The sequence below is a fragment of the Mycobacterium sp. MOTT36Y genome, assembly GCF_000262165.1.
In the GTDB taxonomy this organism is placed as follows: domain Bacteria; phylum Actinomycetota; class Actinomycetes; order Mycobacteriales; family Mycobacteriaceae; genus Mycobacterium; species Mycobacterium intracellulare.
On sequence record NC_017904.1, the window covers coordinates 3947050 to 3973940 of the forward strand.

Annotated in this window: 19 protein-coding genes and 1 pseudogene; 6 read left to right on the top strand and 14 right to left on the bottom strand. The window is 67.1% G+C overall.

What is annotated here, in order from left to right:
- Positions 1-17 precede the first annotated feature (17 nt).
- Positions 18-596, bottom strand: a complete 579-nt coding sequence (locus W7S_RS17765; RefSeq protein ID WP_008258797.1) for an MPT63 family protein — start codon at positions 594-596, stop codon at positions 18-20.
- Between the two features lie 296 nt (positions 597-892).
- Between W7S_RS17765 and W7S_RS27200 the strand changes: the two genes are divergently transcribed.
- From W7S_RS27200 to W7S_RS17780, 4 genes are all read left to right on the top strand, one after another.
- Positions 893-1069 (top strand): hypothetical protein, encoded by a 177-nt coding sequence (locus W7S_RS27200; RefSeq protein ID WP_167324040.1) that lies wholly within the window; start codon positions 893-895, stop codon positions 1067-1069.
- 82 nt (positions 1070-1151) lie between these two features.
- Positions 1152-1991 carry an SDR family oxidoreductase gene (locus W7S_RS17770; RefSeq protein WP_008258798.1) on the top strand — a complete coding sequence of 280 codons (840 nt, stop codon included), beginning with the start codon at positions 1152-1154 and terminating at the stop codon, positions 1989-1991.
- Positions 1992-2072: 81 nt separating this feature from the next.
- Complete coding sequence (locus tag W7S_RS17775; protein WP_008258799.1) at positions 2073-3143, top strand: hypothetical protein; 1071 nt, start codon at positions 2073-2075, stop codon at positions 3141-3143.
- A gap of 10 nt (positions 3144-3153) precedes the next feature.
- Entirely contained in the window at positions 3154-3486 is a 333-nt protein-coding gene (locus W7S_RS17780) for a hypothetical protein (RefSeq protein WP_008258800.1), read from the top strand.
- Here the strand turns inward: W7S_RS17780 and W7S_RS17785 are convergent.
- The 5 genes from W7S_RS17785 to W7S_RS17805 all read right to left on the bottom strand — a co-directional run bounded on the left by W7S_RS17785 (position 3452) and on the right by W7S_RS17805 (position 7686).
- A complete protein-coding gene (locus W7S_RS17785; protein ID WP_008258801.1) occupies positions 3452-3808 on the bottom strand; it encodes a hypothetical protein in 357 nt (118 codons plus the stop codon). The genes W7S_RS17780 and W7S_RS17785 overlap by 35 nt on opposite strands.
- A gap of 1 nt (position 3809) precedes the next feature.
- A complete protein-coding gene (locus tag W7S_RS17790) occupies positions 3810-5300 on the bottom strand; it encodes a molybdopterin-dependent oxidoreductase (RefSeq protein ID WP_014712071.1) in 1491 nt (496 codons plus the stop codon).
- Between the two features lie 11 nt (positions 5301-5311).
- Positions 5312-5812 (bottom strand): hypothetical protein, encoded by a 501-nt coding sequence (locus tag W7S_RS17795; protein WP_014712072.1) that lies wholly within the window; start codon positions 5810-5812, stop codon positions 5312-5314.
- A 139-nt stretch (positions 5813-5951) separates the two neighbouring features.
- Positions 5952-6929 carry a phosphatidylserine decarboxylase gene (locus W7S_RS17800; protein ID WP_008258805.1) on the bottom strand — a complete coding sequence of 326 codons (978 nt, stop codon included), beginning with the start codon at positions 6927-6929 and terminating at the stop codon, positions 5952-5954.
- A gap of 343 nt (positions 6930-7272) precedes the next feature.
- Positions 7273-7686 (bottom strand): ChaB family protein, encoded by a 414-nt coding sequence (locus W7S_RS17805; protein WP_008258806.1) that lies wholly within the window; start codon positions 7684-7686, stop codon positions 7273-7275.
- Positions 7687-7818: 132 nt separating this feature from the next.
- On the opposite strand from W7S_RS17805, the gene W7S_RS17810 reads away from it, so the two are divergent.
- The gene (locus W7S_RS17810) at positions 7819-8244 is read left to right on the top strand and encodes a MarR family winged helix-turn-helix transcriptional regulator (protein ID WP_008258807.1); all 426 of its coding nucleotides are present in this window, start codon (positions 7819-7821) and stop codon (positions 8242-8244) included.
- Here W7S_RS17810 and W7S_RS17815 read toward each other — a convergent pair whose 3' ends face one another.
- Genes W7S_RS17815 through rpsB form a run of 3 tightly spaced genes read right to left on the bottom strand, consistent with a single transcriptional unit; the run spans position 8245 to position 11356 of the window.
- A complete protein-coding gene (locus W7S_RS17815; RefSeq protein WP_008258808.1) occupies positions 8245-9648 on the bottom strand; it encodes an amidase in 1404 nt (467 codons plus the stop codon).
- 31 nt (positions 9649-9679) lie between these two features.
- Entirely contained in the window at positions 9680-10507 is an 828-nt protein-coding gene (gene tsf, locus W7S_RS17820) for a translation elongation factor Ts (RefSeq protein WP_008258809.1), read from the bottom strand.
- Between the two features lie 12 nt (positions 10508-10519).
- A complete protein-coding gene (gene rpsB / locus W7S_RS17825; RefSeq protein WP_008258810.1) occupies positions 10520-11356 on the bottom strand; it encodes a 30S ribosomal protein S2 in 837 nt (278 codons plus the stop codon).
- Positions 11357-11689: 333 nt separating this feature from the next.
- On the opposite strand from rpsB, the pseudogene W7S_RS17830 reads away from it, so the two are divergent.
- Positions 11690-12151 (top strand): annotated as a pseudogene (locus W7S_RS17830) (M23 family metallopeptidase); the annotation flags it as partial.
- A gap of 231 nt (positions 12152-12382) precedes the next feature.
- On the opposite strand, the gene W7S_RS17835 reads toward W7S_RS17830, so the two are convergent.
- The 5 genes from W7S_RS17835 to W7S_RS27725 all read right to left on the bottom strand — a co-directional run bounded on the left by W7S_RS17835 (position 12383) and on the right by W7S_RS27725 (position 26840).
- Positions 12383-13279, bottom strand: coding sequence for a tyrosine recombinase XerC (locus W7S_RS17835; protein ID WP_008258813.1), 897 nt, complete (start codon positions 13277-13279; stop codon positions 12383-12385).
- A gap of 32 nt (positions 13280-13311) precedes the next feature.
- A complete protein-coding gene (locus tag W7S_RS17840; RefSeq protein WP_014712074.1) occupies positions 13312-14472 on the bottom strand; it encodes a lactate 2-monooxygenase in 1161 nt (386 codons plus the stop codon).
- A gap of 25 nt (positions 14473-14497) precedes the next feature.
- Entirely contained in the window at positions 14498-15367 is an 870-nt protein-coding gene (locus W7S_RS17845) for a siderophore-interacting protein (protein ID WP_008258817.1), read from the bottom strand.
- Between the two features lie 167 nt (positions 15368-15534).
- Positions 15535-16260 carry a hypothetical protein gene (locus W7S_RS17850; RefSeq protein ID WP_008258819.1) on the bottom strand — a complete coding sequence of 242 codons (726 nt, stop codon included), beginning with the start codon at positions 16258-16260 and terminating at the stop codon, positions 15535-15537.
- A 248-nt stretch (positions 16261-16508) separates the two neighbouring features.
- Positions 16509-26840, bottom strand: coding sequence for a PPE domain-containing protein (locus W7S_RS27725; RefSeq protein ID WP_014712075.1), 10332 nt, complete (start codon positions 26838-26840; stop codon positions 16509-16511).
- Positions 26841-26891 lie beyond the last annotated feature (51 nt).

The window sequence follows — 26891 nt, forward strand, 5'->3', positions numbered from 1 at the left end:
GAGTTTTGCCGGCCGGATCAGGCGCTGGGCGCCGGCGCCGGCGGGGCACCGGGTGCCGGGCTGTTCGGCGCGCCGGGCGCCGGGCTGTTGATCGTCCCGGACGCGGAGCCGCCCTCCATGTTCGACGTCCAGATCAGGACGTCTTGCATGCCGTCGTTGTAGACGACGCCGTTGGGGGGCGCGCCGGTCACGTCGAAGTACAGCGTGCCGGTCGACTCGCTGCCCTGCGGGATCGGCGCGGGGCTGAGCCCGTTCGGGGTCCCGACCTTGTCGATCACCCGGTAATTCTGACCGTTGGGTCCGCGGGCGATGAAGTCGTTGACCATCGGGGTCACGAGGCCGGCCTCCGACCGGGCGCTGATGTCCGCCTGGTAGAGCGTGCCCTTGGGCGTGTAGCCCGGGATGGTGACATTGCTCGGCTGCAGGTTGCTCACGGTGTAATTGGTGATCAGGGCGCCGTCCACGAGCTGTTCGCTGGTGCCGAATCCCTGAATGTTGGGCGGCGGCGAAGCCAAAGCCGGCGCCGCGGCGAAAACGCCCGCGGCCGCAATCCCGGCGGCGGCAACTGTCTTAATGGCCGTCTTGGTGACCTTCATTCTTCATTCCTTTCGTCGCACACAAACGCCCCCCGTCAAGGGCATGCAGATATACGCAGCGAAATAGCCATGCGGCTCCGGCTTTAAACATCTACCCGCGCCGCACGCCAATAATCGGGTCCATTAGCTGGTGAAATGCGGGTGTTTTCGCCGACGACATCTTTGGTAACAGAACACAACATCCGCATCACCGCTAACACCCGCCGCGCGCCCCGATTAAGCCGTGCGCCGCCGGGTAACCGGTGCGCGAAGGCGTTCTGAGCACAGGCCGAGACATCCGCGAAGGGGGCGATCGCGTGCAACGTGGCAACTCCAAGCACAGCTCACGGGAAGACGACGAGCTCAAGCACGAACTGGAGGGCACGGTCCGCGGCAATCGGTCCAGCCGTAGCGAGGAGTGGCGGGACCCGGAGCCGCCGGCCGACGACGATCCGGACGTTCCGGCCGCCGGCCCAACCCGTCGCGAATCGTAAAGCGGGAAGCGGCGCCGGCGTTTGCCCGGGCCGGCTTCTCCAATGACATGGCCAACTTTCGAGCGAGGCAAAGGAAATCAAGATGGGCTTTACCGCGCAACAACAATCCGTCCCGGGCGTGCAGGCCCAGATGGATCCAATTCCCGATTGTGGTGAAAACACTTACCAGGGCTCGGGAAAACTCCTCGGCAAAAAGGCGATCATCACCGGCGGCGACAGCGGCATCGGGCGTGCGGTCGCGATCGCCTTCGCGCGCGAGGGCGCCGACGTGCTGATCGCGTACCTCAACGAGGACGACGACGCGCGCGACGTGGCCCGCTACGTCACCAACGCCGGACGCAAGTGCGTGCTGGTGCCCGGTGACCTCTCCGACGCCGCCCACTGCCGCGCCGTCGTGGACCGGGCGGTGCAGGAATTGGGCGGCGTGGACATCCTGGTCAACAACGCCGCGTATCAGATGATGCGCAAGAGCCTGGACGAGATCAGCGACGAGGAGTGGGATTACACCTTCCGGCTCAACGTGGGCGCGTATTTCTACCTCGCCAAGGCGGCCCTGCCCTACCTGAACGCCGGCTCGTCGATCATCGGCAGCTCGTCGGTGAACTCCGACAGCCCCAATCCGACCCTGGCGCCCTACGCGGCGACCAAGGCGGCGATCGCCAATTTCTCCGCCAGCTTGGCTCAGCTGTTGGGCGAGAAGGGGATTCGGGTCAACAGCGTGGCGCCGGGTCCGATTTGGACGCCGCTGATCCCGTCGACGATGCCGCCGGACAGCGTGGAGTCCTTCGGCGACAACGTGCCGCTGGGGCGTGCCGGCCAGCCCGCCGAACTCGCCCCGCTCTACGTGCTGCTGGCCTCCGACGACGCGAGCTACATCTCCGGGGCGCGGGTGGCCGTCACGGGCGGGCGGCCGATTCTGTAGGCGGCGCTCCCGTCGCGTCCTCTCGCAGGTGTAACGGGCCGCCCGGCGGGGTACAGCCCGGACGGGCGAAACGGCGAAAGGATGGCACCGATCGTGGCCATCGGGAGCGGTCAGCGACGAAGGTTGCGACGGTGGTCGGTCGCGGCGGCCGCCGCAGTCGTGGCGGTAGCGGGTTGTTCGGCGCCCGGGTCCTCGCTGGAGAGCGCGCCGGCGGTCAGCGTGGCGACCATCGACGCGACCCTGCATGACCCGGTCTGGTCCTATCACGACCACGAGTTGCTGGGCCTCACCGACGATCACCGGCTGGCCGCGATCGGCTACGCCGGGCCGGGCACCGCCCATACCCGGCTGTCGGCCCCGATGGGGTCCGGGCGCAACCTGCAGATCAGCCAGAAGGACGACCGCCACGTCTTCGTGCCGCAGCCGGAACGCGGCAAGGTCGCCGTCGTCGACATCGCGACCCTGCGGCCGGTCGCCGAAATCGACGCCGGCCCCGCGCCTTCCTACCTCGCCGAGGACGCCGGCATGCGGGTGCTGCTGGCGCTCGCCGCGGACGGTTCGTCGGTGACGCCGGTGGACCAGTACGGGTTCCGCAAGCTGCCGACGGCCACCTACGCCGGGGAGCCGGCCGACACGATCGACGGGTCCAACCGCGGGCGGCAAATCGAGTACCACCTCTACGGCGCCTCGGGCATCCGCTACTACAAGGGGCCCACGTCGCCGCCCGAAGAACGCGGCTCGCTTCCGATGGCCGTCGCCGTGTGGGCGGGCGACGGAACCCAGGTCACCCGCAGCTATGTGGCCGGGCGCGACGACAAGGTGCTGTACGCGGTCGACTCGCGTCGCGGCGGCGACGGGCTCGAGGTGCTGGCCCGAACCGAACTGTCGTCGCCGATCCGCTATCTGGGCACCGACGACACGCGCATCTACGCGGCCACCGACCGCGACGTGACGGTGCTGGAAACCGCGAGCTTCACCGGCTTTCCGAACGGGACCATCCGGGTGATCCGCACCCTCGACTACCGGGCGGGATTGCCGTCGGGCCCGGTCGCTTCGGCGCCGCTGTCCGGGATGGCGATCGGGCCCAAGCGGGTATATCTGACCCTGCGCGGCCAGCCCCACGTGATCAGCGTGGCGAAGCCACGCCTGTGAGGGAGGTCAGGTGAGCACGACAGCGCGGCGGCCCGAGCCGATCGGCATCGATGACGACTTCGAGCTGCTCGATGAGCAGATCGCGGCGCTCAAAGAGCTCGCGCGACGCGACGACGTTCCCGAAGGGCAGGCCTACGACTTCGGAATCCGTTGGGGGGCAGCGCTCGCCGGGAGGTTCCGGCGGCTGGTGCACTACAGTTGCCTGGGCGTGCTCGACGAGCCCTCCGAACGACGGTTCCAATCCCTGTGTGACGACCTGCGTTCCGTGTCGGAGTTGATCGAGAGGTTCGATCTCGCCCGGCCGCGATTCACCGATACCCCGAGCCACCCCACGTTGCGCTAGCCTGTCTCGCCCTGGCGCGGCTCGCGATGTCCTCGACGTCGGAGATCTCCCGATAGTCGGACAAAAACTCGTTGGCGGCCAACACGATTCCGGTGCGCGGGGCCGGACAGCCGTCGTTGCGGCACGTCAACGCCACCATGAAGGCGTCGTCGTCCTCGTCGAGGAACAAGAATCCGAGATACAGCGCGTGCCCGACGGCGAAATCCTTGCCGCCGCAGCCGGCACAGTGCCCGCCCTTGACGGCCACCAGCTCTGAAACTCGTTCGCGCTCAACGCTTTGCAGGTCGATCAGCTCGGGACGCGTTGCCGAAGGGTCGGGCATGTCAGATCTCCACGTCCTTGTCGTAGTGGACGTTGTCCTCGCGCCAGCCCCCAAGGCCGTGGCCGATGCCGGAGTAGTCGTCGATGAACTCGATCTGGTTGATCCACTTCGCCATCTTGAAACCGACCTGGGTCTCCACCCGCAGCCGCAGCGGCGCCCCGTGCTTGATGGGCAGCGGCTTCCCGTTCATCTCGTAGGCCAGCAAAGTCTGTGGCTTGTAGGCGAGTTCGAGATCGATCACCTCGTAGAACTGGCCCTCCCCCTCCGCGCTGGGCTCGTCGCGGCCGGTGTCCTGCATGGTCAAAAAGCAGATGTACTTCGCCTGCGGGAGCGGACGCACATGATCGGCGAGTTGGGCCAGCGGAATTCCGCTCCACTGGCCGATGCTGGTCCACCCCTGCACGCAGTTGTGCATCACGCGTTGCGATTGCTGTTCGGCCAGGCCGCGCAGCGCGTCGAGGTCCAGCGTCACCGGGTTTTCCACCAGCCCGCCCACCCGCACGCGCCAATCGACGAAGTTGTGCACGGCCATCACCTTGTACTCGGCGCTGGTCGGCGGCTTGCCGTTGACCCGGTGCTCCTTGGACGTCATCCGCTCGGGGTAGTTCTGCCTCGAATTCAGCGGCCGCAACAGGATTTTGCGGGCGCGGGTGACCACGGCGCCGAGCACGCGGCGCACCTGAACGGGCCGGCGCAGGCTCCACACCGTCGCCGCGACGTGGACGGCGACGATGGCGGCGACGATCACCAGCGACAGGGCGGTGGCCCAACCGATGTTGCGCACGGAACCGAAGATCATCGACGCGGTGAGCTGGCCCCAACTCCAGAAGAAGATCATCGACAGGTGGATGACGATGAACACCACAAACGCGATCAGGCCGAGGAAGTGCAGGCTGCGCGCCCATTGCCGGCCGCCCCACATGCGCACATACCAGGGGAACGCGGCCTCGATGGCCGGTGACTGCGCGGCACCCGTCAGGATCTGGAACGGCGCCAGCACGAAGATGACCCCGGCGTAGGTCAGCTTCTGGATGGCGTCCAGTGGCTCGCCCGGCAGCAGCGGCGGCAGGTTGAAGCTCATGTAGGTGACGATGTCGTTCCACGCCTCACCGAAGATCGACCACGACGCCGGCCAGTACCGGTGCCACTGCCCGGTCGCGAACAGCAGGATGTAATACGAGAGGCCGACGAGGATCCAGCCGATCACCGAGAAGAAGTGCCAGTGGCGGCCCATGCCGAGTTTCTTGTGGCCGGGCAACGAGAACAGCGAGCTGTAGTCCTCCTCCTCGTCGAGGGTGTCGTAGAGCTTGTTGACCGGCATTTCCTTGACCGTGAAGCGCGCCCACTCGCTGCCGGGCCTGCTGTCGTCGTGCCAGTACAGCTTCGGGTGCGTGGACAGGATCTCGATGCCGCTGCGGATCACCAGCGTCAGAAAAAGGACATTGAGCCAGTGGTCGATGCGCAGCCACGCCGGATAGTCGAGCACTGTCATGTCGTCACCGTTCAGTCGCGCCAGTTCTGTCGTTGCGGATACGCCACGTTGATGCCGGACAGGACGGTGGTGTGCACGGCGATGAAGGCACCGGCCAACGCCATGGCAAACGTTCCCGGGGCCAGGTCCCACCGCCCGGTCACCGCCACCAGACCCGGCAGGCTGACAAAGCGGCTGACCAGATAGATCACCAGGAAGGCCGCGCACACCAGGCTGCCGGCGTACCAGCCCGCTTGCGGCACAAGGGGTTTGGCGGCAAAGGCCATCGCGGCGGCGACGGCCAGGCAGGCGGCGATCAGCGCGGCCAGATACACCCAGAAATACAGCGGCAGGCCGGGCCGGGTGGCCGCCAGGTAGGCGTGCACCGCCACCAGGCCCATGAGCAGCGATGTGCCCAACGCGGTTACGGTGCGCGGCAAGTCGAAGGCGACGTAGCCGTTGAGCGTGAGAAGGGGCGAGGACAGCACCTTGTGCCACGCCGTGAGCCACAGTCGCCCCAGGAGACCGGCCATTGCGGCTGACTACCCCGACTGATAGCCCCACAAACGATCGACCGAGGCGACCTCGAACGGCTCAATCCGCACCGTCGGAGAAGCCGCCTTGCCCCCCGCAGGCAGGGCTTTTACCCCTTGGGCGGCGTAATAATCACCCTCACTGCGGGTTTCGCGGCGCGGCGCAGCGCGCCACCGGCGAACCGACCAGCCGGAACTCCTCACTGCTGTCCAGCTGGGGATCGACCCCCTCCTGGAAGAGGATGATGATGTCCGAGCCGCCGAACTGGAAGTACCCGAACTCCTCCCCCTTGGCCATGTGTTTGCCGGGCACCGCGGTGAGGACGACCGACGACACGTGGGCCATGCCCACCGGGATGACCGCCACGATGCCGATGTCGCCGCAATCCGATTGCGAGGTGTCGACGGTGACCACGCCGCGGGTCTGGGAGAACTCGTACCCGCTGCTGGCGCTGTCGCTGGAGGCGAACTCGTGTTCTTCCAGGCCCACCCGCATGAAGACTTTCCCGTTGATCCGGAAGGACTCCTCGACCAGTCCCGCGACGGGCAGGTGATAGCGGTGGTAGGCATGCACGGGCAGCATGTAATGCACGAAGGTGCCGCGGGCGAAGCTCTCGCTGTATTGGCTTCCTTCGATGAGTTGCTTGATGTTGCCGTACTTTTCGTTCTTGACGGTGGTGGCGGGGATGCTCGAGTCGGCAGCGATGTCGTAGGCGTGCTGGTATTTGCAGTCGGCCGGTGAGGTCACCACCAGGTTGGTGGTCGGCTCGGCGATCGGGCGCAGCCCCCCGTTGATTTCCCGCGCGATGAACTGGTTGGCGGTCAGCCATCCGCTGGGCGCGTTCGGGGCACCGTCGACCAGCGACTCATGGATGCGGTACTCCGGCGCGTTGTCGATGAACGACTGCAGGGCTTCGGGGCTGAACGACTCCGGCGTGTCCAGGAAATTCCCCCACTGCCGGGCGAAGTCCGTCAGCCATTCCCGAAAGACACCGGAGCCCTGGGCCGGCTCGTCGCCCTGGTCGACCAGGAAGTAGAAGTGCGCCATGCGATCGCTGACCTCTTGAGCCTGCCGCTTTTCGTTCTTCCAGGCGTCCGCGTCCGACTCGTGGGGCACCCATCGGAGGAAGCGCTTCAGGTAGGCCTCGTACTCGCCGATGTCGCGCGGCCACTCGAGCGCCTCGTACAGCTCCGGGTTCAGCTCGGATTCGGCCCGCCCGCGCCTGATGCAAAGACCGCTCGAGCCGATCCGCGAGACCGGGCTCGTTGTTGAGCGTGTCGCGCAGATTGTGGATGACGGAATCCGGCTCGCTCATGTCACTGCTCCCTGGTGTCGTCTGTGCGCGAACGCTTCGCGACCACGGGCAGTCACGTACCCGCGGACTCGGGCGGCAAACGGCGCCGCATCGCCGCGGTGCGCACGCGAACGCAAAGGACCGCGGGGAGTTGGCGATTCCCGCTCAGCGTCCGCGGACGCGGCGATTGTGCTTCTTGATCGCGTCGACCAACTCCGCTTTGTTCATCGTCGATCGGCCCGGAACTTCGAGCCGGCGCGCCACGTCGAGCAGATGCTTTTTGCTGGCGTTGGCGTCGACGCCCTCGGCCGACTCGCCGGACGGTCGCAGCCCGCCACGCTCGGCGCGCTCGTCGGACGGCCCCTTCTTCTCCTTGGGTTCCCAGTGGTCGCCGACCTTTTCGAAACTGTGCTTGACGGCGGCGTAAGCCACCCGGTGGGCCCGTTCCTCGCTGCCGTACTCCTCGGCGGCCGCGTCGTGGGATTTCGCGAACGTGCGTTGCGCTTTGGCGTCGGAACGCCGCAAAGTGCTGGGCAGTTCGCTCTTCTTGGGCGCTCCGCCTTTCGTCGTCTTCGGCATCGAACCTCCTCGTGCGCCAAAAGCGGTGCGGGAAACCTGTTACCGCCGGTCGGTTACCCCGTTGCGGGCCGGGCAATCGCGGTCCGGCAAATGTGCGCCGCGGCCAGGCGAACATATGTCAACATGGTTGACATGAACCAGGACGACGCCCCGCTTGGCTATCTGCTGTACCGGGTGGGGACGGTGTTGCGGCCGGAGGTTGCCGCGGTGCTGAGTCCGTTGGACCTGGCCCTGCCCGAATTCGTTTGCCTGCGCATCCTTTCGATGCACCCGGGGATGTCGAGCGCCGAGCTGTCCCGCCACGCGGGCGTCACCCCGCAGGCGATGAACACGGTGCTGCGCAAGCTGGAGGACGTCGGTGCGGTGGAGCGGCCTTCGTCGGTGTCGTCGGGGCGGGCGCTGCCGGCCAACCTGACCGGCGCGGGCCGCGCCCTGCTCAAGCGCGCCGAAGCGGCGGTGCGCGGCGCCGACGCCCGGATCCTGAGCAAGCTCACCGAGACGCAGCAGCGCGAATTCAAAAGGATGCTCGAAAAACTCGGGTCCGACGAGCAGGCCTGATCACCCGGCCTGGATCCGCGCCCACGGCCGGGCCTCTTCGAGTTCGTAGGCGAGTTCGAGCAGCAGCGACTCCTGCCCCATACCGGTCGACAGCATCATGCCCACCGGCATGCCGTGGGCGGATTGGGCCAACGGCAGCGAGATCGCCGGTTCGCCGGTCACATTGTGCAGCGGGGTGAACGACACCCACTCGATCAGCCGGTTGATGACCTGCTGATAGTCGGTCGGCGCCAGGAACCCGATGCGGGGCGTCTCGTCGGCCAGGGTCGGCGTCAGCACCGCGTCGTAGGTGCCGTAGAACCGCGCGGTGCGCCGCCGCGCCCCGCGCAGGCGCATGATCGCCGCCGGGAGCCGGTGCAGGTGGCGGCCGGTGTGTCGCATGAGGCCCAGCGTCAGGCAGTCCAGCTTGGCGCGGTCGAACGTCTCGCCGAACATGTGCCGTCCGCCGCGCACCTGGGCCAGCGCCAAAAATCCCCAATACAGCACGAAGTCGTCGACGAAACTGGCCGCCACCGGCGGTTCGTCGACGTGTTCGACGCGGTGGCCCAGCTCTTCGAGCAAACCCGCGGATTTCAGCGTCAGCTCCCGCACCGCGGGGCTGCACTCGCGCTGGATCGAGCGGGTCAACACCGCGATCCGCAGCCGCTGCCGGCCGGGCCCGGTGACGTCCCCGACCGGGGCCAGCTTGGGGTTACGCCAGATCCGCTCGGCCTCCCGGTAGAACGCCGCGGTGTCGCGCACCGAACGGGTCACCACGCCGTTGACGACGACGCCGACCGGCATCCGGCGCAGCACCGCGTCCAGGGGCAACCGCCCGCGCGACGGCTTGAGGCCGACGAGCCCGTTGCAGGACGCCGGGATGCGGATCGAGCCGCCGCCGTCGTTGGCGTGCGCGATCGGCACCACACCGGCGGCGACGAACGCCCCCGATCCCGACGACGATGCGCCGGCGCTGTATTCGGTGTCCCACGGGTTGCGGACCGGGCCCAGCCGCGGGTGTTCGGCCGACGCGCTGAAACCGAATTCCGAAAGCTGCGTCTTGCCCAGCGAGGTCATCCCGGTGGCCAGGTACAGCTTCGTGAACACGCTGTCGGCGACGGCGTCGCGGCGTGTCCACGCGTCGGTGCCGTGCATCGACGGCTGGCCCGCGACGTCGACGTTGTCCTTGATGAACGTCGGGACGCCGGAAAAATAGCCGTCGGCCGCCTGCTCGGCGGCCGCACGCGCTTGCCGAAAACCCGCGTACGCCAACCCGTTCAGGGCCGGGTCGACGGCTTCGGTGCGGGCGATCGCCGCCTCGACCGCCTCGGCCCTGCCGACGCGTCCGGAGCGGATGGCCTCGGCGAGCCCGACCGCGTCGAGATCGCCGAGGGCGTCGTCGCCGAACGCGTGCACGTGCCGCATAGCAGTGACGCTAGCCGCTCACGCGCGCCGGCTACGCCTGACCCACCTCGAAGCGCACGAACCGCGTCACCGTCACACCGGCGTCGTCGAGCAGGGCCTTGACCGTCTTCTTGCTGTCGGACACCGACGGCTGCTCGAGCAGCACGGCGTCCTTGAAGAAGCCGTTCAACCGGCCCTCGACGATCTTGGGCAGGGCCTGCTCCGGCTTGCCCTCCGCCTTGGCGGTTTCCTCGGCGATGCGGCGCTCGCTGGCCACCACGTCCTCGGGCACGTCGTCGCGGGACAGGTAGCGGGCCTTGAGCGCGGCGATCTGCAGGGCGACCGCGTGCGCGGCCTCCTTGTCGGAGCCCTGGTACTCGACCAGCACGCCCACCGCCGGGGGCAGGTCCGCCGCCCGCCGGTGCAGGTACGCCTCGACGGTGCCGTCGAAGTTCGCGACCCGGCGCAGCTCCAACTTCTCGCCGATCTTGGCCGACAGCTCGGCGATCGCCTGCTCGACGGTCTTGGTACCCGAGGTTTGGTCAATAGAAGAAGCCTTGAGCGCGTCGACGTCGGCGGCCTTCGACGACACGGCCGCGGCCACGATCTGGTCGGCCAGCGCCTGGAACTCCGCGTTCTTGGCCACGAAGTCGGTCTCGCTGTTCAACTCGATGAGCGCGCCGCCCTGGGTGGCGACCAGACCCTCGGCCGTCGCCCGCTCGGCGCGCTTGCCGACGTCCTTGGCGCCCTTGATCCGGAGCGCCTCGACGGCCTTGTCGAAGTCGCCGTCGCTTTCGGCCAGCGCGTTCTTGCAGTCGAGCATGCCGGCACCGGTGAGTTCCCGAAGCCGCTTGACGTCGGCAGCGGTGAAGTTCGCCAATGTTCAGCCTTCCTAGGAGGATTCAGTGGTGGTTGGTTCGGGGGTGCCCGCAGCGGCGTCGGTGGGGGCGCTGGCAGCGGCGGAGGCGAGCAGCTCCTGCTCCCATTCGGGCAGCGGCTCGGCGGCCTCGGCCTCGGGCTTGCCGTCGCCGCGGCCGACCCCGGCGCGGGCCTGCAGGCCCTCGGCGACGGCGGAGGCGATGACCTTGGTCAGCAACGCGGCCGACCGGATCGCGTCGTCGTTGCCCGGGATCGGGTAGTCGACCTCGTCGGGGTCGCAGTTGGTGTCCAGGATCGCGATGACCGGGATGCCGAGCTTGCGGGCCTCGCCGACGGCGATGTGCTCCTTGTTGGTGTCGACGACCCAGATGGCCGACGGCACCTTGGCCATGTCGCGGATACCGCCGAGGCTGCGGTCCAGCTTGTTCTTCTCGCGGGTCAGCATCAAGATTTCCTTCTTGGTGCGGCCCTCGAAGCCACCGGTCTGCTCCATCGCCTCGAGCTCCTTGAGGCGCTGCAGCCGCTTGTGCACGGTGGAGAAGTTGGTCAGCATGCCGCCCAGCCAGCGCTGGTTGACGTAGGGCATGCCGACGCGGGTCGCCTCGGCGGCGACGGATTCCTGCGCCTGCTTCTTGGTGCCGACGAACAGGACGGTGCCGCCGTGGGCGACGGTCTCCTTGACGAACTCGTACGCCTGGTCGATGAAGGTCAGCGTCTGCTGCAGGTCGATGATGTAGATGCCGTTGCGGTCGGTGAAGATGAACCGCTTCATCTTGGGATTCCACCGGCGGGTCTGGTGCCCGAAGTGGGTGCCGCTGTCGAGCAGCTGCTTCATGGTTACGACGGCCATGGTTGTGCCTTACTTGTGTCGGTTGTCGCCTGGCATCGGGTGAAGCCGGGCCCTGGCGCCTGCTGCGATGCCGGACCCGTCCGGAAAACCCGGTCGGGACCGCCCGGCACGCGATTGCGTTCTCCTCGTGGAACCGGAGACGCGATGCGGACGCGCGAAGTCAGCCCGCGGACGAGCTGCGACCAGCAGTTTACACCGGTTCGGCGGGTGCTTTTGCCACGCTTCCCCAGGCGGCGTCGCCGTCCACAGTGCCGGTGCGGCCGGGTGGCGTCGCCGGGCGGGCCGCGCTGAACTGCCTGGATGCGGTGGATGGCGCTGACGTTGGGTGCGGCCCTGGTCAGCGCGGCGCCGGCGGCGGCCGACGACGATCGCCTGGACTGGCCGTTGCGCCCGCCGCCGGCCGTCACCCGGGCGTTCGATGCCCCCGTGCAGGATTGGCATCCCGGCCACCGCGGTGTGGACCTGGCCGGCGCCGCCGGTCAGCCGGTGTACGCGGCGGGCGCGGCCACCGTGGTCTTCGCCGGGCTGCTGGTGGGGCGGCCGGTGGTGTCGCTGGCGCATCCCGGGGGCTTGCGCACCAGCTACGAGCCGGTGCGGGCGGCCGTGCGGGCCGGGCAGTCGGTGGCGGCCGGGACCGTGATCGGGACGTTGATGGCCGGCCACCCGGGGTGCCGGGTCGCGGCGTGTTTGCACTGGGGCGCGATGTGGGGTCCGGCGTCGGGGGCCCACTATGTCGATCCGCTGGGCCTGCTGAGGTCGACGCCGATCCGGCTCAAGCCGCTGCGGCCGCCGGGCGACGCCGCGCAACATGGGTAACAGGCGCCACACGCGTCGCTGCGCGGGTGGACAGGCGCTGCGCCCACCTCCGAGCGACAATCTCGGGCGGGCCCATGACCTGCGAAAACGTGTTGTCGCTCGGAGGTGGGCACTCGCAGTGCGCCCTCCGCCAGCGCCTGGTGTGGCCGATGGGACTGGTGCGACGCGACGTGCGACGACGCCGGCCCGTCGCCCGGGCCGCGGCGGCGCTCAGGCGCGGGGGTGGGCTTGGTCGTGCACGGCGCGCAGCCGGGACACCGCGACGTGGGTGTAGAGCTGCGTGGTCGCCAGGCTGGAATGGCCGAGCAGCTCCTGGACGACGCGCAGGTCGGCGCCCCCTTCGAGGAGGTGTGTGGCCGCACTGTGCCGCAGGCCGTGCGGACCCATGTCCGGCGCGCCGTCCACCGCGGCGACGGTCTGGTGCACCACCGTGCGGGCCTGGCGGACGTCGATCCGGCGTCCCCGCGCGCCCAGCAGCAGCGCCGGGCCCGACGCGGCGTTCACCAGGGCGGGACGCCCGTCGGCCAGCCACGCGTCGAGCGCCTCGGCGGCCGGCGCCCCGAACGGCACGCTGCGCTGCTTGTTGCCCTTACCCAGGACGCGGACCAGCCGATGCCGGGTGTCCACGTCGTCGATGTCCAGGCCGCACAGCTCGCTGACGCGGATCCCGGTGGCATACAGCATCTCGACGATGAGCCGGTCCCGCAGGGCCATCGGCTCACCTTGCTGCGCACCGGATTTGGCGGCGGCCAGGGCGTCGAGGGCCTGGTCCTGGCGCAGCACCGCGGGCAGGGTGCGGTGCGCCTTGGGAACCTGAAGCCGCGCGGCCGGATCCGTGTCCAGCAGGCCACGCCGGACGGCCCAGGCGGTGAACGCCTTGACCGCCGAGGTGCGCCGGGCCAGTGTCGTGCGGGCGACGCCGGCCGCGGCCGCGGCGGACAACCACGAGCGCAGCAGCGGCAGGCTCAACCCGTCCAGGCCGACGCCGCGCTCCGCCGCGAAAGCGAGCAGCGAGCGCAGGTCGCCCAGGTAGGCGCGGCGGGTGTGCGCCGAACGCAGGCACTGCAAATCCAGGTATTCGTCGAACTCCTCGAGGATCGCCTGCACTCCCCCACGGTCGCAGGGCCGGCCGGGGCGCTCTAGCCGACGCGCCGCAGCGTGTCCGGGGTGAGATCTTTGAGCGTGGGATAGCCGTCGACGGCCATGATGAGGTCCGCCTCGGCGAGGATCGAGCGCAGCACGTGCACGATGCCGTCGTCGCCGCCGAGCGCCAGGCCGTAGGCGTAGGGCCGGCCGATACCCACGGCCGTCGCGCCCAGCGCGAGCGCCTTGACGACGTCGGCCCCGCTGCGCACGCCCGAATCGAACAGCACGGGCAGCCCGTCGGCCGCCTCGACCACGCCCGGCAGGCAGTCCAGCGCGGGCAGGCCGCCGTTGGCCTGGCGCCCACCGTGGGTGGAGCAGTAGATGCCGTCGACGCCGCCGTCCTTGGCCCGCCGGGCGTCGTCGGGATGGCAGATGCCCTTGATGATCAGCGGCAGCTCGGTCAGCGACCGCAGCCATTCGAGGTCGTCCCAGGTCAACGGGTTTCCGAAGGTCGTGATCCACTGCAGCACGGTGCCTTGCGGGTCCTCCTCGGGCGGGCGCTGCAGGCCGGCGCGGAAGATCGGATCGCTGGTGTAGTTGCTCAGGCAGAGCCCCCGCAACTGCGGGAAGTTGGCCGTGGACAGGTCGCGCGGGCGCCACCCGGGAATCCAGGTGTCGAGGGTGACGATGATGCCCTGGAAGCCGGCGGCTTCGGCCCGCCGCACGAGGCTGGCGGCCAGGTCACGATCCTTCGGCGTGTACAACTGGAAGAAGCCGGGGGTATCGCCGAACTGGGCGGCGACATCTTCCATCGGGTCGGCGGTCAGCGTCGAAACCACCATCGGCACACCGGTTTTCGCGGCCGCGCGCGCGGTGGCCAGGTCGCCGTGGCCGTCTTGGGCGCAGATGCCGATGACGCCGATCGGCGCCATGAACACCGGCGACGGCAAGGTCAGGCCGAACATCTGGACCGACAGGTCGCGGTCGGCGGCGCCGACGAACATGCGCGGGATCAGGCCCCAGCGATCGAACGCCTCCCGGTTGGCCCGCTGCGTGCGTTCGTCACCGGCGCCGCCGGCGACGTACGACCACACCGACGGCGACATCGCCCGCTCGGCGCGGGCCTCCAACTCCGCGAAGGCCATCGGCAGCGCGGGCGCGATTCCGCCCAGGCCCTTGAAGTAGATCTCGTTCTGGTAGTCCGCGAATGCCATGGAAAAGAGAATGCCAGTCGAGCCGTCAGGCGGACGAGTTCGCCGCCTCCGCCTCGGATTCTGACTGGGCGAGTTCTTTCTTCCACTGGCGGAACGTCTCCTCGGTGCGGCCGCGGCGCCAGTAACCCGAGATGGACGACGCCCATTTCGCGTCCACGCCCCGCTCCTTGCGGATGTAGGGCCGCAGGTTGTGCATGACCGCCTGCGCCTCGCCGTGGATGAACACGTGCACCTGCCCCGGCAGCCACGGGGCGCTGGTGACGGCCTCGATCAGCGGGGCGTGATCGCCGGCGCGGTCCTCGGGCACCAGGTCGGCGCGTCCGCCGCGATACACCCAGTGCACCTCGACGCCATCCGGTGCGGTCAGCGGGATCTCGTCCTCCGGCCCCGCCACCTCGATGAACGCCTTCCCGACCGCGCTGGGCGGCAACGCCTCCAGGGCCGCGGCGATGGCCGGCAGCGCCGATTCGTCGCCGGCCAGCAGGTGCCAGTCGGCGGCGGGGTCCGGCGTGTAGGCGCCGCCCGGGCCCATCAGGTAGATCGGCTGGCCGGGCTGGGCGGTGGCCGCCCACTGGCCGGCCGTCCCGTGCTCGCCGTGCACGACGATGTCCAGCGCGATCTGGCGGGCCTCGACGTCGACGTGCCGGACGGTGAGGGTGCGCACCGTGGGCCTCTTCTCCGGGGGCAGACCGGCGAAGCTGTCGAGGGTCAGCGGCTCGGGAAGACCGGCGACGTCCACGTCGTCGGCGACGAACGCCAGCTTGACGTAGGAGTCGGTGAACTTGCTGGGCACGAAGGCGTCAAAATTCTTGCCCCGCAGCACCACCCGCACCATGTGCGGGGTGAGCTGCTCGGTACCGACAACTTCGAAGCATTGCAGCGGTCGACCTGCCACGTGTCCTCCTGTCCAGCCCCTGACCCCCGTCGACTATACGAGTCGCGAGTCCTGAGAGCTTGGGCCGCAGCTTGGCCTGCGGCGACGCGACGGCGCCAGCGCCTATCGACGTGACTGCGAGCCGCCGAGTTGTGAACCCATCGAGACGTCGAACACCACGCCGCGCGTTATGAGCGCACCCGACCCGGCGAACGGGCGCCGTTGCAATACCCGAGTCGCGGGTACCGACGGGTGGTGACGGTGATCGTGCCTCCGGTGTTGGTGATGGTGACGCCCCCCGCGCCGACGGTGGCGGTGGCGGTGCGCAGGGCGGGGATGGTGACCTGGCCGACGTGTGGGCCGGTACCGGTAGTGGCGGAGCCGTTGATCAGTTCGATTTCGACCCGTGCACGGCGGTACTGGGTGAGGGTGAAGGCGCCGTAACTGCCAGCGAGTAGCCGCGTGTTGGAGGGGATGACGGCGCCGGCCGCGCGACACCGACCAAGGGTGGTGACAGTGCTGCCGTCGTTGACGGTAACGGGGACGTTCGCGACGCAGGCCCCAGCGCCTTCCACGCTGATGGAGCCGCGCTCAACGAGCATGGTGGTGCGTTCGCCGAGAGCGATGGTGCTGCCAACCGGGAGGGTGACGGTTTGGCCTTGCAGGATGCGGATGACGATTACGTGGTCCGCGGTCCGCACCGCGGTGTTGGTTGGCGTCTGGGCGACTGCGGACGCGGGATCAGCGGCTTTGCCGTCATGCGCGGTGGCGTCATCTCGGGCCCGAGTCTCGGCGCGGCGAACCCCGGCGTTGTCTGCGGTGCTCTTGCGGTGATCCGGTGAACGGGTCGCTGCAGAGATCGCACCCGGCCAGGTAAGCATTGCCATCAGCCCTTTGGAGTAGGTGCTCACCATTGGGTTTTCTACGGTGGGCCGAGGGGTGGCGTTACGACTGGCGACAGCCGACAGAGGCGAGGCCGTCTGGATCCGCGGGGCATCCGCGGACCAACTCGGCGGCACCGATAACGGCCCGCGCGCAATTGCCTTGCCCCGGCGCCCGGAGGCCTCGCTGGATCGCGACCGCGGCGCCTCCGGCGTCGTGGATTTCGAATCGCCTTCTCGTTGAACGCTTTCCATGATTTCTCCTGGCCCAACCGAACCCATCAATCAACCTCGCACGCGAGGAGGTCCCAGCAGCATTGACCTCCGTTTGCGTCTATATACCGGCAGCAGGATCCACCGTCCGATCCAGGCGCGCATAACATTGAATTGTCTTGTGGGGGTTGGATTCCGGAAAGCCCCGCCAGGCCGGCCAGGCCGGGGGAGGCAAGCCCGCCCGGAGGAATTCCGAACACCACATGGGACGGGACCGGCGGCACCGGCGTACCGGGGGCGATGGTGACGGGACCGATCACGCCGGTAGAGGTGTAACTGCCACCGGGGCCAATGGTGATGACCTCGCCGGGGCCGATAATGATGCTTCCGCCGTTGAGGATGGGGACGATGCCGCCGGGATCGACAGTGAAGGTGCTGCCGGACCCGACGGTGACGATACCGCTGTCGGCCAGGGTGCCGCCGACCGTGACCGTGCCACCGTCGGTCAGCGCGCCACCCACGCTGACCGTGAATGTGCCGCTGTCGGTGAGCGTGCCACCCACGCTGACTGTGAACGTACCGCCGTCGGTCAACGTACCGCCACCGATGACGGTCACGGTCCCGGAATCCGTCAGCGTGGCACCGGCATTGATGGTCAATGTGCCGCCGTCCGTCAGGACGCCGCCGGCGCTGACCGTCACAGTGCCACCATCGGTCAACGTCCCACCCGAACCCAACAGCCCTCCACCACCGACGGTGACGCTGCCGCCATCGGTCAACGTGCCCGCGGAACCGACCGTCAACGAACCCCCAGAACCAACCACCGAGCCACCATTGACCGACAGAGCACCACCATCCGCAACCGTCAAGGCACCGCCGTCAGTCAAGACCCCACCCGAACCCAGCACCGACCCACCATCAACCGACAAGACACCACCATCGGCCACCGTCACACTGCCGTCATCAACAAGACTGCCCGCAGGAACCAAAACCGACCCACCATTGACCGTGACAGTCCCACCATCGGTCAACACCCCACCACTAGACACCGTCACCGTGCCACCATCGGACAACACACCCGTGGAATGGATGGTCACGACACCACCGTCGGTCAGCGTCGCACCCGAATCCACCGTCAGCGCACCGCTATCGGTCAACATCCCACCGGTATCTACGGACAGCACACCGGCGTTGGTCACCTCAACAACACCATTGTCAGTCAAGTTTCCGCCGACCGTCACCACCCCACCGTCGGTCAACGTCCCACCACTAGAGACGGTGACCGTCCCAGAATCGGTCAGCGTGCCACCAGCATTGATGGTCAACGTACCAGCATCGGTCAGGCTGCCACCCGAGCTGACAGTGACGCTGCCGCCATCGGTCAACACCCCACCCGAGCTCACCGTCACCGTGCCGCCATCGGTCAACGAGCCAGTGACGGTCACCGTCCCGCCGTCCGTCAAGACACCAGTCGAACCAACGGTGACGGTACCGCCATCGGTCAACACCCCACCCGAGCTCACCGTCACCGTGCCGCCATCGGTCAACGTGCCACCACCGGAGACCGTCACCGTCCCGCTATCGGTCAACAGGCCACTCGAGCTGACCGTCACAGTGCCGCTGTCGGTCAGGGTGCCACCTGACCCAAGAACCCCACCGCTACTTACGGTTACGGTGCCTTCATCGGTGAGCACCCCACCCGAACCGACCGTCAAAGTGCCACCAGAGCCGACCACCGACCCCCCATTGACCGACAAGGTGCCCCCGTTCGCGACCGTCAAGGTCCCGCTGTCAGTAACAAGTCCCCCAGAGCCAAGAACCGCACCGCCATCCACCGACAGGGTGCCCCCGTTCGCGACGGTCAGGGTACCGCCATCAGTCAGGGTGCCGCCCGAACCCAACACCGCACCCCCATTAACCACGACCGTCCCACCATCGGTCAGCGTCCCCGCCGAATCGATCGTCACGACACCACCATCAGACAACGTCCCCGTCGCACCGATGGTCAACGTGCCGCTATCCACATTCACCACACCCGTGGAACCCACATCAATCGTGCCCGCAACACTGGTGCCACTATCGATATTGAGCGTGCCGCCATCGACCAACGTCACACCCGAATCCACAGTGAGCGAACCACTATTCGTCAACACACCACCCGAATCAATGGTCAACGCACCACCATCGGTCAACGAACCACCACTGGCGACAGTCACGGTGCCGCTGTCCGTCAACGAACCACCACTAGAGACCGTCACCGTCCCACCATCAGTCAACGTGCCACCAACATTGACGGTCAAAGCCCCACCACTGTCCACGTTGAGCGCACCCGTGGAACCCACATCAATCGTGCCAGAAAGGCTGACGCCGCTATCGATGTTGAGCGTGCCATCGTCTACCAGGGTGACACCGGAATCGATGGTGAGAGTCCCACTATCGGTCAACACACCACCCGAATTGACCGTCAGTGCACCACTATCCGACAACGTGCCACCACTAGAGACCGTCACCGTCCCACCATCGGTCAACGAGCCACCACTAGCGACCGTCACGGTCCCACTATCCGTCAACGTGCCACCCGAACCCACGGTCACCGAGCCGCTATCAGTCAACGTCGCACCACTGGAGACAATGACGGTCCCGCTGTCCGTCAGAGTGCCCCCGGCGTTGACGGTCAGCGTGCCGCTATCAGTGAAGGTGACACCAGGACTCACGGTCAAGGTGCCGCTATCGGTACCGCCAGTACTGACGACCAACGCCCCACCCGTGTTAGTCAGCGTGCCGCTATCGGTCAATACCCCGCCACCCGTGACGGTCACCGTGCCGCCATCGGCCAGGCTGCCACCAGCACTGACCGTCACAGTGCCACCATCGGTCAAGGTGCCACCCGACCCCAACAGCCCACCGCTACTTATAGTTACGGTGCCTTCATCGGTGAGCACCCCACCCGAACCGACCGTCAAAGTGCCACCGGAGCCGATCACCGACCCCCCATTGACCGACAACGTGCCCCCGTTCGCGACCGTCAAGGTCCCGCTGTCGGTAACAAGTCCCCCGGAGCCAAGAACCGCACCGCCATCCACCGACAGGGTGCCCCCATTCGCGACGGTCAGGGTACCGCCATCAGTCAGGGTGCCGCCCGAACCCAACACCGCACCCCCATTAACCATGACGGTCCCGCCATCGGTCAGCGTCCCCGCCGAATCGATCGTCACGACACCACCATCAGACAACGTCCCCGTCGCACCGATCGTCAACGTGCCGCTATCCACATTCACCACACCCGTGGAACCCACATCAATCGTGCCCGCAACACCGGCACCACCACTGACATTCAGTGCACCGTTATCGACCAACGTCACACCCGAATCCACAGTGAGCGAACCACCATTCGTCAACACACCACCCGAATCAATGGTCAACGCACCACTATCGGTCAACGAACCACCACTGGCGACAGTCACGGTGCCGCTGTCCGTCAACGAACCACCACTAGAGACCGTCACCGTCCCACCATCCGAAACGGTGCCACCAACATTGACGGTCAAAGCCCCACCACTGTCCACGTTGAGCGCACCCGTGGAACCCACATCAATCGTGCCAGAAAGGCTGACGCCGCTATCGATGTTGAGCGTGCCATCGTCTACCAGGGTGACACCGGAATCGATGGTGAGAGTCCCACCATCGGTCAACACACCACCCGAATTGACCGTCAGGGCACCACTATCGGTCAACGTGCCACCACTAGAGACGGTCACCGTCCCACCATCGGTCAACGAGCCACCACTAGCGACCGTCACGGTCCCACTATCCGACAACGTGCCACCCGAACCCACAGTCACCGAGCCGCTATCAGTAAGCGTGCCACCAGAACTAACCATCAAGGTGCCACTATCAGCACCACCAGTACTGACAACGATGGACCCGCCCATATTGGTCACGGTGCCCCCATCGGTAAGCACCCCGCCCCCAGTCACGGTGACGGTTCCACCGTCCGTCAGGGTGCCACCGGAGCTAACAGTCAAAGCACCGCTGTCCGTCAGGGCGCCGCCGGTGTCGACAGTCAGGGTGGCGCCCGAACTCACGGTCACAGTGCCGCCGTCGGTCAGCGTGCCCCCCGAACCCACAGTCACAGTGCCGCCATCGGCAAGCACACCACCGGAGCTGATCGTCAGAGTGCCGCTGTCGGTCACGGTGCCACCCGAGCCCAGAACCGCTCCGGCATTCACGTTGAGGGCGCCGCCGTCGGTGACGGTCAGAGTGCCGGCGTCAGTCAGGGTGCCACCCGAGCCCAGCACCGCACCCCCGTTAACGGTGACAGTCCCACTATCGGTCAACACCCCACCCGAATTGACCGTAACCGCACCGCTGTCGGTCAACGTGCCAGTGGAACCGACGGTCAGCGAGCCCCCGCTATTGACGTTGAGCGCACCACTGGAGCCCACGTTGATCGTGCTGCCATTCAGACTCACACCACTGTTCACGTTGAACGCGCCGTTATCAATCACCGTGACACCGGAATCCATGGTGAACGTACCGCTATCGGTCAACACACCACCCGAATCAACCGACAGCGCACCACTATCGGTCAGCACACCACCCGCATTCACCGTGACCGCACCACCATCGGTCAACATCCCACCACTAGAGACGGTGACGGTCCCAGAATCGGTCAGCGTGCCACCGGCATTGATGGTCAACGTGCCAGCATCGGTCAGGGTGCCACCCGAGCTGACAGTGACACCGCCGCTATCAACCAGGCCGCCACCCGACTCGACCGTGACCACACCGCTATCGGTCAATACCCCGCCACCCGTGACGGTCACCGTGCCGCCATCGGCCAGGCTGCCACCAGCACTGACCGTCACAGTGCCACCATCGGTCAAGGTGCCACCCGACCCCAACAGCCCACCGCTACTTATAGTTACGGTGCCTTCATCGGTGAGCACCCCACCCGAACCGACCGTCAAAGTGCCACCGGAGCCGATCACCGACCCCCCATTGACCGACAACGTGCCCCCGTTCGCGACCGTCAAGGTCCCGCTGTCGGTAACAAGTCCCCCAGAGCCAAGAACCGCACCGCCATCCACCGACAGGGTGCCCCCATTCGCGACGGTCAGGGTACCGCCATCAGCCAAGGTGCCACCCGAACCCAACACCGCACCCCCATTAACCATGACGGTCCCGCCATCGGTCAGCGTCCCCGCCGAATCGATCGTCACGACACCACCATCAGACAACGTCCCCGTCGCACCGATCGTCAACGTGCCGCTATCCACATTCACCACACCCGTGGAACCCACATCAATCGTGCCCGCAACACTGGCACCACCACTGACATTCAGTGCACCGTTATCGACCAACGTCACACCCGAATCCACAGTGAACGAACCACCATCGGCCAGCACACCACCCGAATCAATGCTCAACGCACCACTATCGGTCAACGAACCACCACTGGCGACAGTCACCGTGCCGCTGTCCGTCAACGAACCACCACTAGAGACCGTCACCGTCCCACCATCAGTTAACGTGCCACCACTGGCGACCGTCACGGTCCCACCATCCGTCAACGTCCCCCCGGCGTTGACACTCACCGTGCCGCTATCAGTGAACGTGACACCAGGACTCACGCTCAACGTCCCGCTGTCGGTGAGCGTCCCCCCCGAATTCACCGTCAGCGCACCGCTATCCGTCAACACACCACCCGAATCGACCGTGACCACACCACCATCGGTCAACGTCCCACCACTCGAGACAATGACGGTCCCACCATCCGTCAACGTCCCCCCCGCGTTGACACTCACCGTGCCGCTATCAGTGAACGTGACACCAGGACTCACCATCAAAGTGCCGCTATCACTACCACCACTACTGACAACCAGGGCCCCACCCGTATTGGTCAGCGTGCCGCTATCGGTCAACACCCCACCACCCGTAACCGTCACCGTGCCGCCATCGGCCAGGCTGCCACCAGCGCTGACCGTCACAGTGCCGCTATCGGTCAACGAACCACCCGAACCCAACAGCCCTCCACCGCCGACCGTAAGGGTGCCGCCATCAGTCAACGTCCCACCCGAACCCACGGTCAACGTCCCACCGGACCCCAAAACTGTTCCGCCGTTGACGGAAAGAGCACCACCATCCGCAACAGTGAGACTGCCGCCAGAACCCACCGACGCAGTACCACCAGAGCCCAGTACCGCTCCGCCGTTCACCGCCAGATCGCCGCCACTCGACACCGTTATGGCCCCGCCATCGGTGAGGATGCCACCAGAACCCGCCACCGCACCCCCATTGACCATGACAGTCCCGCTATCAACCAGCGTCCCAGCCGAATTGACCATCACGACACCGCCGTCACTCAACGTGCCAGTGGCGTCGACGGTGAGTGTGCCGCTGTTGACGTTCAGGGCGCTTGCGGAGCCCACGTTGATCGTGCCGGCAATGCTGGCGTCACTGTTGATGTTGAGCGTGCCGTTATCGGCCAATGTGACACCGGAACCCACAGTGAAGGAGCCACTGTTCGTCAACACGCCATCCGAATTGACCGTCAGCACACCACTATCGGTCAACACACCACCCGAATTCACGGTGACGACACCGCTGTCGGTCAGCGTACCGGCGGAGCCGACGGTCAGCGAGCCCCCGCTGTTGACGTTGAGGGCACCAGTGGAGCCCACGTTGATCGTGCTGCCGGTCAGAGTCACGCCGCTGTTGACATTGAGCGTGCCGTTGTCCGCGACCGTGACACCAGAACCCACGGCAAAGGAGCCGCTATCGGTCAACACACCACCCGAATTGACCGTCAGGGCACCACTATCGGTCAACACACCACCCGAATTGACCGTCAGGGCACCACCATCGGTCAACACACCACCCGAGCTGATCGTCACAGCGCCGCCATCGGTCAGGGTGCCACCAGTGCTGATCGTTACGGTGCCGCCATCGGTCAGGGTGCCACCCGCGCTGATCGTCACAGCGCCGCCATCAGTCAAGGTGCCACCCGAGCCGAGAAGCCCTCCGCTGCTGACGGTGATGGTTCCACCGTCGGTCAGCGTGCCACCCGAGCCGACGGTCACGGTTCCCCCGGACCCGACAATCGATCCGCCGTTGACGGACAGCGCGCCGCCATTCGCGACAGTGAGAGTGCCGCTGTCGGTCACGGTGCCACCCGAGCCCAGAACCGCTCCGGCATTCACGTTGAGGGCGCCGCCGTCGGTGACGGTCAGAGTGCCGGCGTCAGTCAGGGTGCCACCCGAGCCCAGCACCGCACCCCCGTTAACGGTGACAGTCCCACTATCGGTCAACACCCCACCCGAATTGACCGTAACCGCACCGCTGTCGGTCAACGTGCCAGTGGAACCGACGGTCAGCGAGCCCCCGCTATTGACGTTGAGCGCACCACTGGAGCCCACGTTGATCGTGCTGCCATTCAGACTCACACCACTGTTCACGTTGAACGCGCCGTTATCAATCACCGTGACACCGGAATCCATGGTGAACGTACCGCTATCGGTCAACACACCACCCGAATCAACCGACAGCGCACCACTATCCGTCAGCACACCACCCGCATTCACCGTGACCGCACCACCATCGGTCAACGAGCCAGTCGGACCCACAGTGACCGTCCCACTATCCGACAGAGTCCCACCGACGTTGACAGTCACTGCACCGCCATCAGTAAGAGTGCCACCCGAATTGACCATGACGGCACCGCCGTCGGTCAACGTGCCGGTCGGGCCGACAGTGAGCGCGCCGTTGACGGTCAGGTTGCCACCGGTGTTGACGGTCACGGTGCCGCTGTCGGTGAAGGTCACGCCGGAGCCCACGGTCAGAGTCCCGCTATCGGTGCCGCCGGTGCTGACAACGACGGTCCCGCCGGTGTTGGTCAGGGTGCCGCCGTCTGTCAATGTGCCACCGCCAGTGACGGTCACGGTGCCGCCGTCCGTCAGGGTGCCGCCCGAATTGATGGTGACAGCACCGCCGTCGGTCAACGTGCCACCCAGACCGGTGGTGAGCGTGCCGCCGCTGTTGACATTGAGCGCGCCCGTGGGGCCCACATTGATTGTGCTGCCGGTGAGGCTGACAGCGCTGTTGAGGTTGAGCGTGCCGTTATCGACGACCGTGACACCTGTACCTACGGTGAACGAGCCGCTATCGGTGAACACACCGCCCGAATTCACGGTCAATGCACCAGAATCCGTCAAAGTGCCACCGCTCGCGATGGTGACCGTACCGCCGTCTGTCAACGTGCCACCGCTGGTGATGGTCACGGTGCCCCCGTCGGTCAGGGTGCCACCCGAGCCCACGGTCACGGTGCCGCTGTCGGTGAAGGTCACGCCGGAGCCCACGCTCAACGTGCCGCTGTCGGTGCCGCCGGTGCTGACGATGACGGTCCCGCCCGTGTTCGTGAGGGTGCCGCCGTCGGTGAGCACGCCGCCGCCGGTGACGGTGACGGTGCCGCCGTCGGTCAGCGTGCCACCCGAACTGACGGTCAAGGCGCCGCTGTCGGTCACGGCGCCGCCCGAGTGGACGACGAGGCTGCTGCCGGAGCTGATGGTCAGGCTGCCACCGTCGGCCAGCGTGCCGCCCGAACTGACCGTCACGGTGCTGCCGTCGACGAGCACGCCGCCGGAACCAATGGTCAATGTCCCGCCGTTGGTCAGGGTGCCGCCGGAGCCGAGAAGCCCTCCGCTGCTGACGGTGATGGTGCCACTGTCGGTGAGGACACCGCCGGAGCTCACGGTCACGCTGCCTCCGGCGCCCACAACCGATCCGCCGTTGACAGTGACCGTGCCGCCGCTCGCGACGGTCAGGGTGTTGCTGACGGTGAGGGTGCCGCCGTCGGCGACAAGCGCGCCGCCGTTGACGGTAACGGCGCCGCCATTCGCGACGGTGATGACGCCGCCGTCGACCAGGCTGCCACCGGAACCGAGCGTTCCACCGTCGATGGTGAGGGTGCCGTCCACAGTGAGGGTGCTGCCGGAGTCGGCGATGAGGCTGGCACCGGGGTCGATGGTGACGGTGTTGCCGGCCAGGATGACGTAGTCATTTCCGGCGGTGAGGTGAGTGGTGCCGGTGACGTCGCCGGAGAGGGAGATCGGGTCGACACCGTTGATGATGACGTGAGTTTCGGTGAGCCCTTGGGAGACAGTGGTCGACGCCGCCTGCTGCGTCACCGCACTCGAGCTGAGCTGCTGGGTGGCCGCGGACGAGCTGAGCTGCTGCGTCACCGCACTCGAGCTGAGCTGCTGGGTGGTCGCCGACGAGCTGAGCTGCTGCGTCACCGCACTCGAGCTGAGCTGCTGGGTGCCCGCTGACGAGCTGACCTGCTGAGTGGCCGCCGTCGAGCTGAGCTGCTGCGTGGCCGCGCTCGAGCTGACCTGCTGAGTGGCCGCCGTCGAGGCCGACTGCTGTGACACCGCGGTGGCGGCCGGCTGGTTCGACGCCGCGGGTGAGGCCACCTGATAGGCCGTGGTCGTGGTCGGCTGCGGGGAGACGGCGCTCGGCGCTGACTGGGGCGACACAGCGGTCGAGCCAAGCTGCTGGGACAAGGTCGGCGACACCGCCTGCTGAGACACCGTTGTCGCGCCCGGCTGCGAGGAGACAGCGTTCGACGCGGACTGCTGAGACAACGCAGACGCGCTGAGCTGTTGAGACGCCGCGAACGAGCTGGCCTGCTGGGACACCGCAGTCGAACCAGACTGCTGGGACACCGCAGTCGAGGCAGACTGCTGGGACACCGCAGTCGAACCAGCCTGCTGCGAGGCGGTGGGCGAGCTCAGCTGCGTGAGGGATTGGATTCGGGCGCTGGTGGAGTCGCCGACGGCCCGGACCATCGCGCCGGCGCGAGCTCCCTGCCCGGCAGGGTTCGTGGTCCGCGGCGGCTCCCCGAATGGGGTAAGGGCGCTCGCGGCCACCGACGCAGCCTCGTACCCGTACATGACGGCGGCGTCCTGGGCCCACATCTCCGTGTACAGGGCTTCGGTAGCCATGATCGCCGGCGTGTTCTGCCCCAGGAAATTGGTCGCGACCAACGCCGCCAACTGCGCGCGATTCTCGGCGACCGCCGGCGGGGGCACTGTCGCGATGAACGCCGCCTCGTAGGCCGCCGCCGCGGCATACGCCTGGGCGGCGGTTTGCGCGGCCTGAGTGCCCGTGGTCGCCAGCCACTCCGCATAGGGGGCCGCTGCAGCCACCATCGCCAGCGACGCCGGCCCCAACCACACCTGGCCTGCCAGCTCCGACACCACCGAGACGTAGCCACTGGCGGTGGACGCCAGTGTCGCGGCCAGCGCGTCCCAAGCCGCCGCGGCCGCCAGAATCGGCCCCGCCCCGGGGCCGCTATACATGCGCGTGGAATTGATCTCTGGGGGCAGCTCAGCAAAATCCATAGCCTTCTCACCGCGTCGTTTGAGTGACGACACCCAAAGTCAGATGACTCT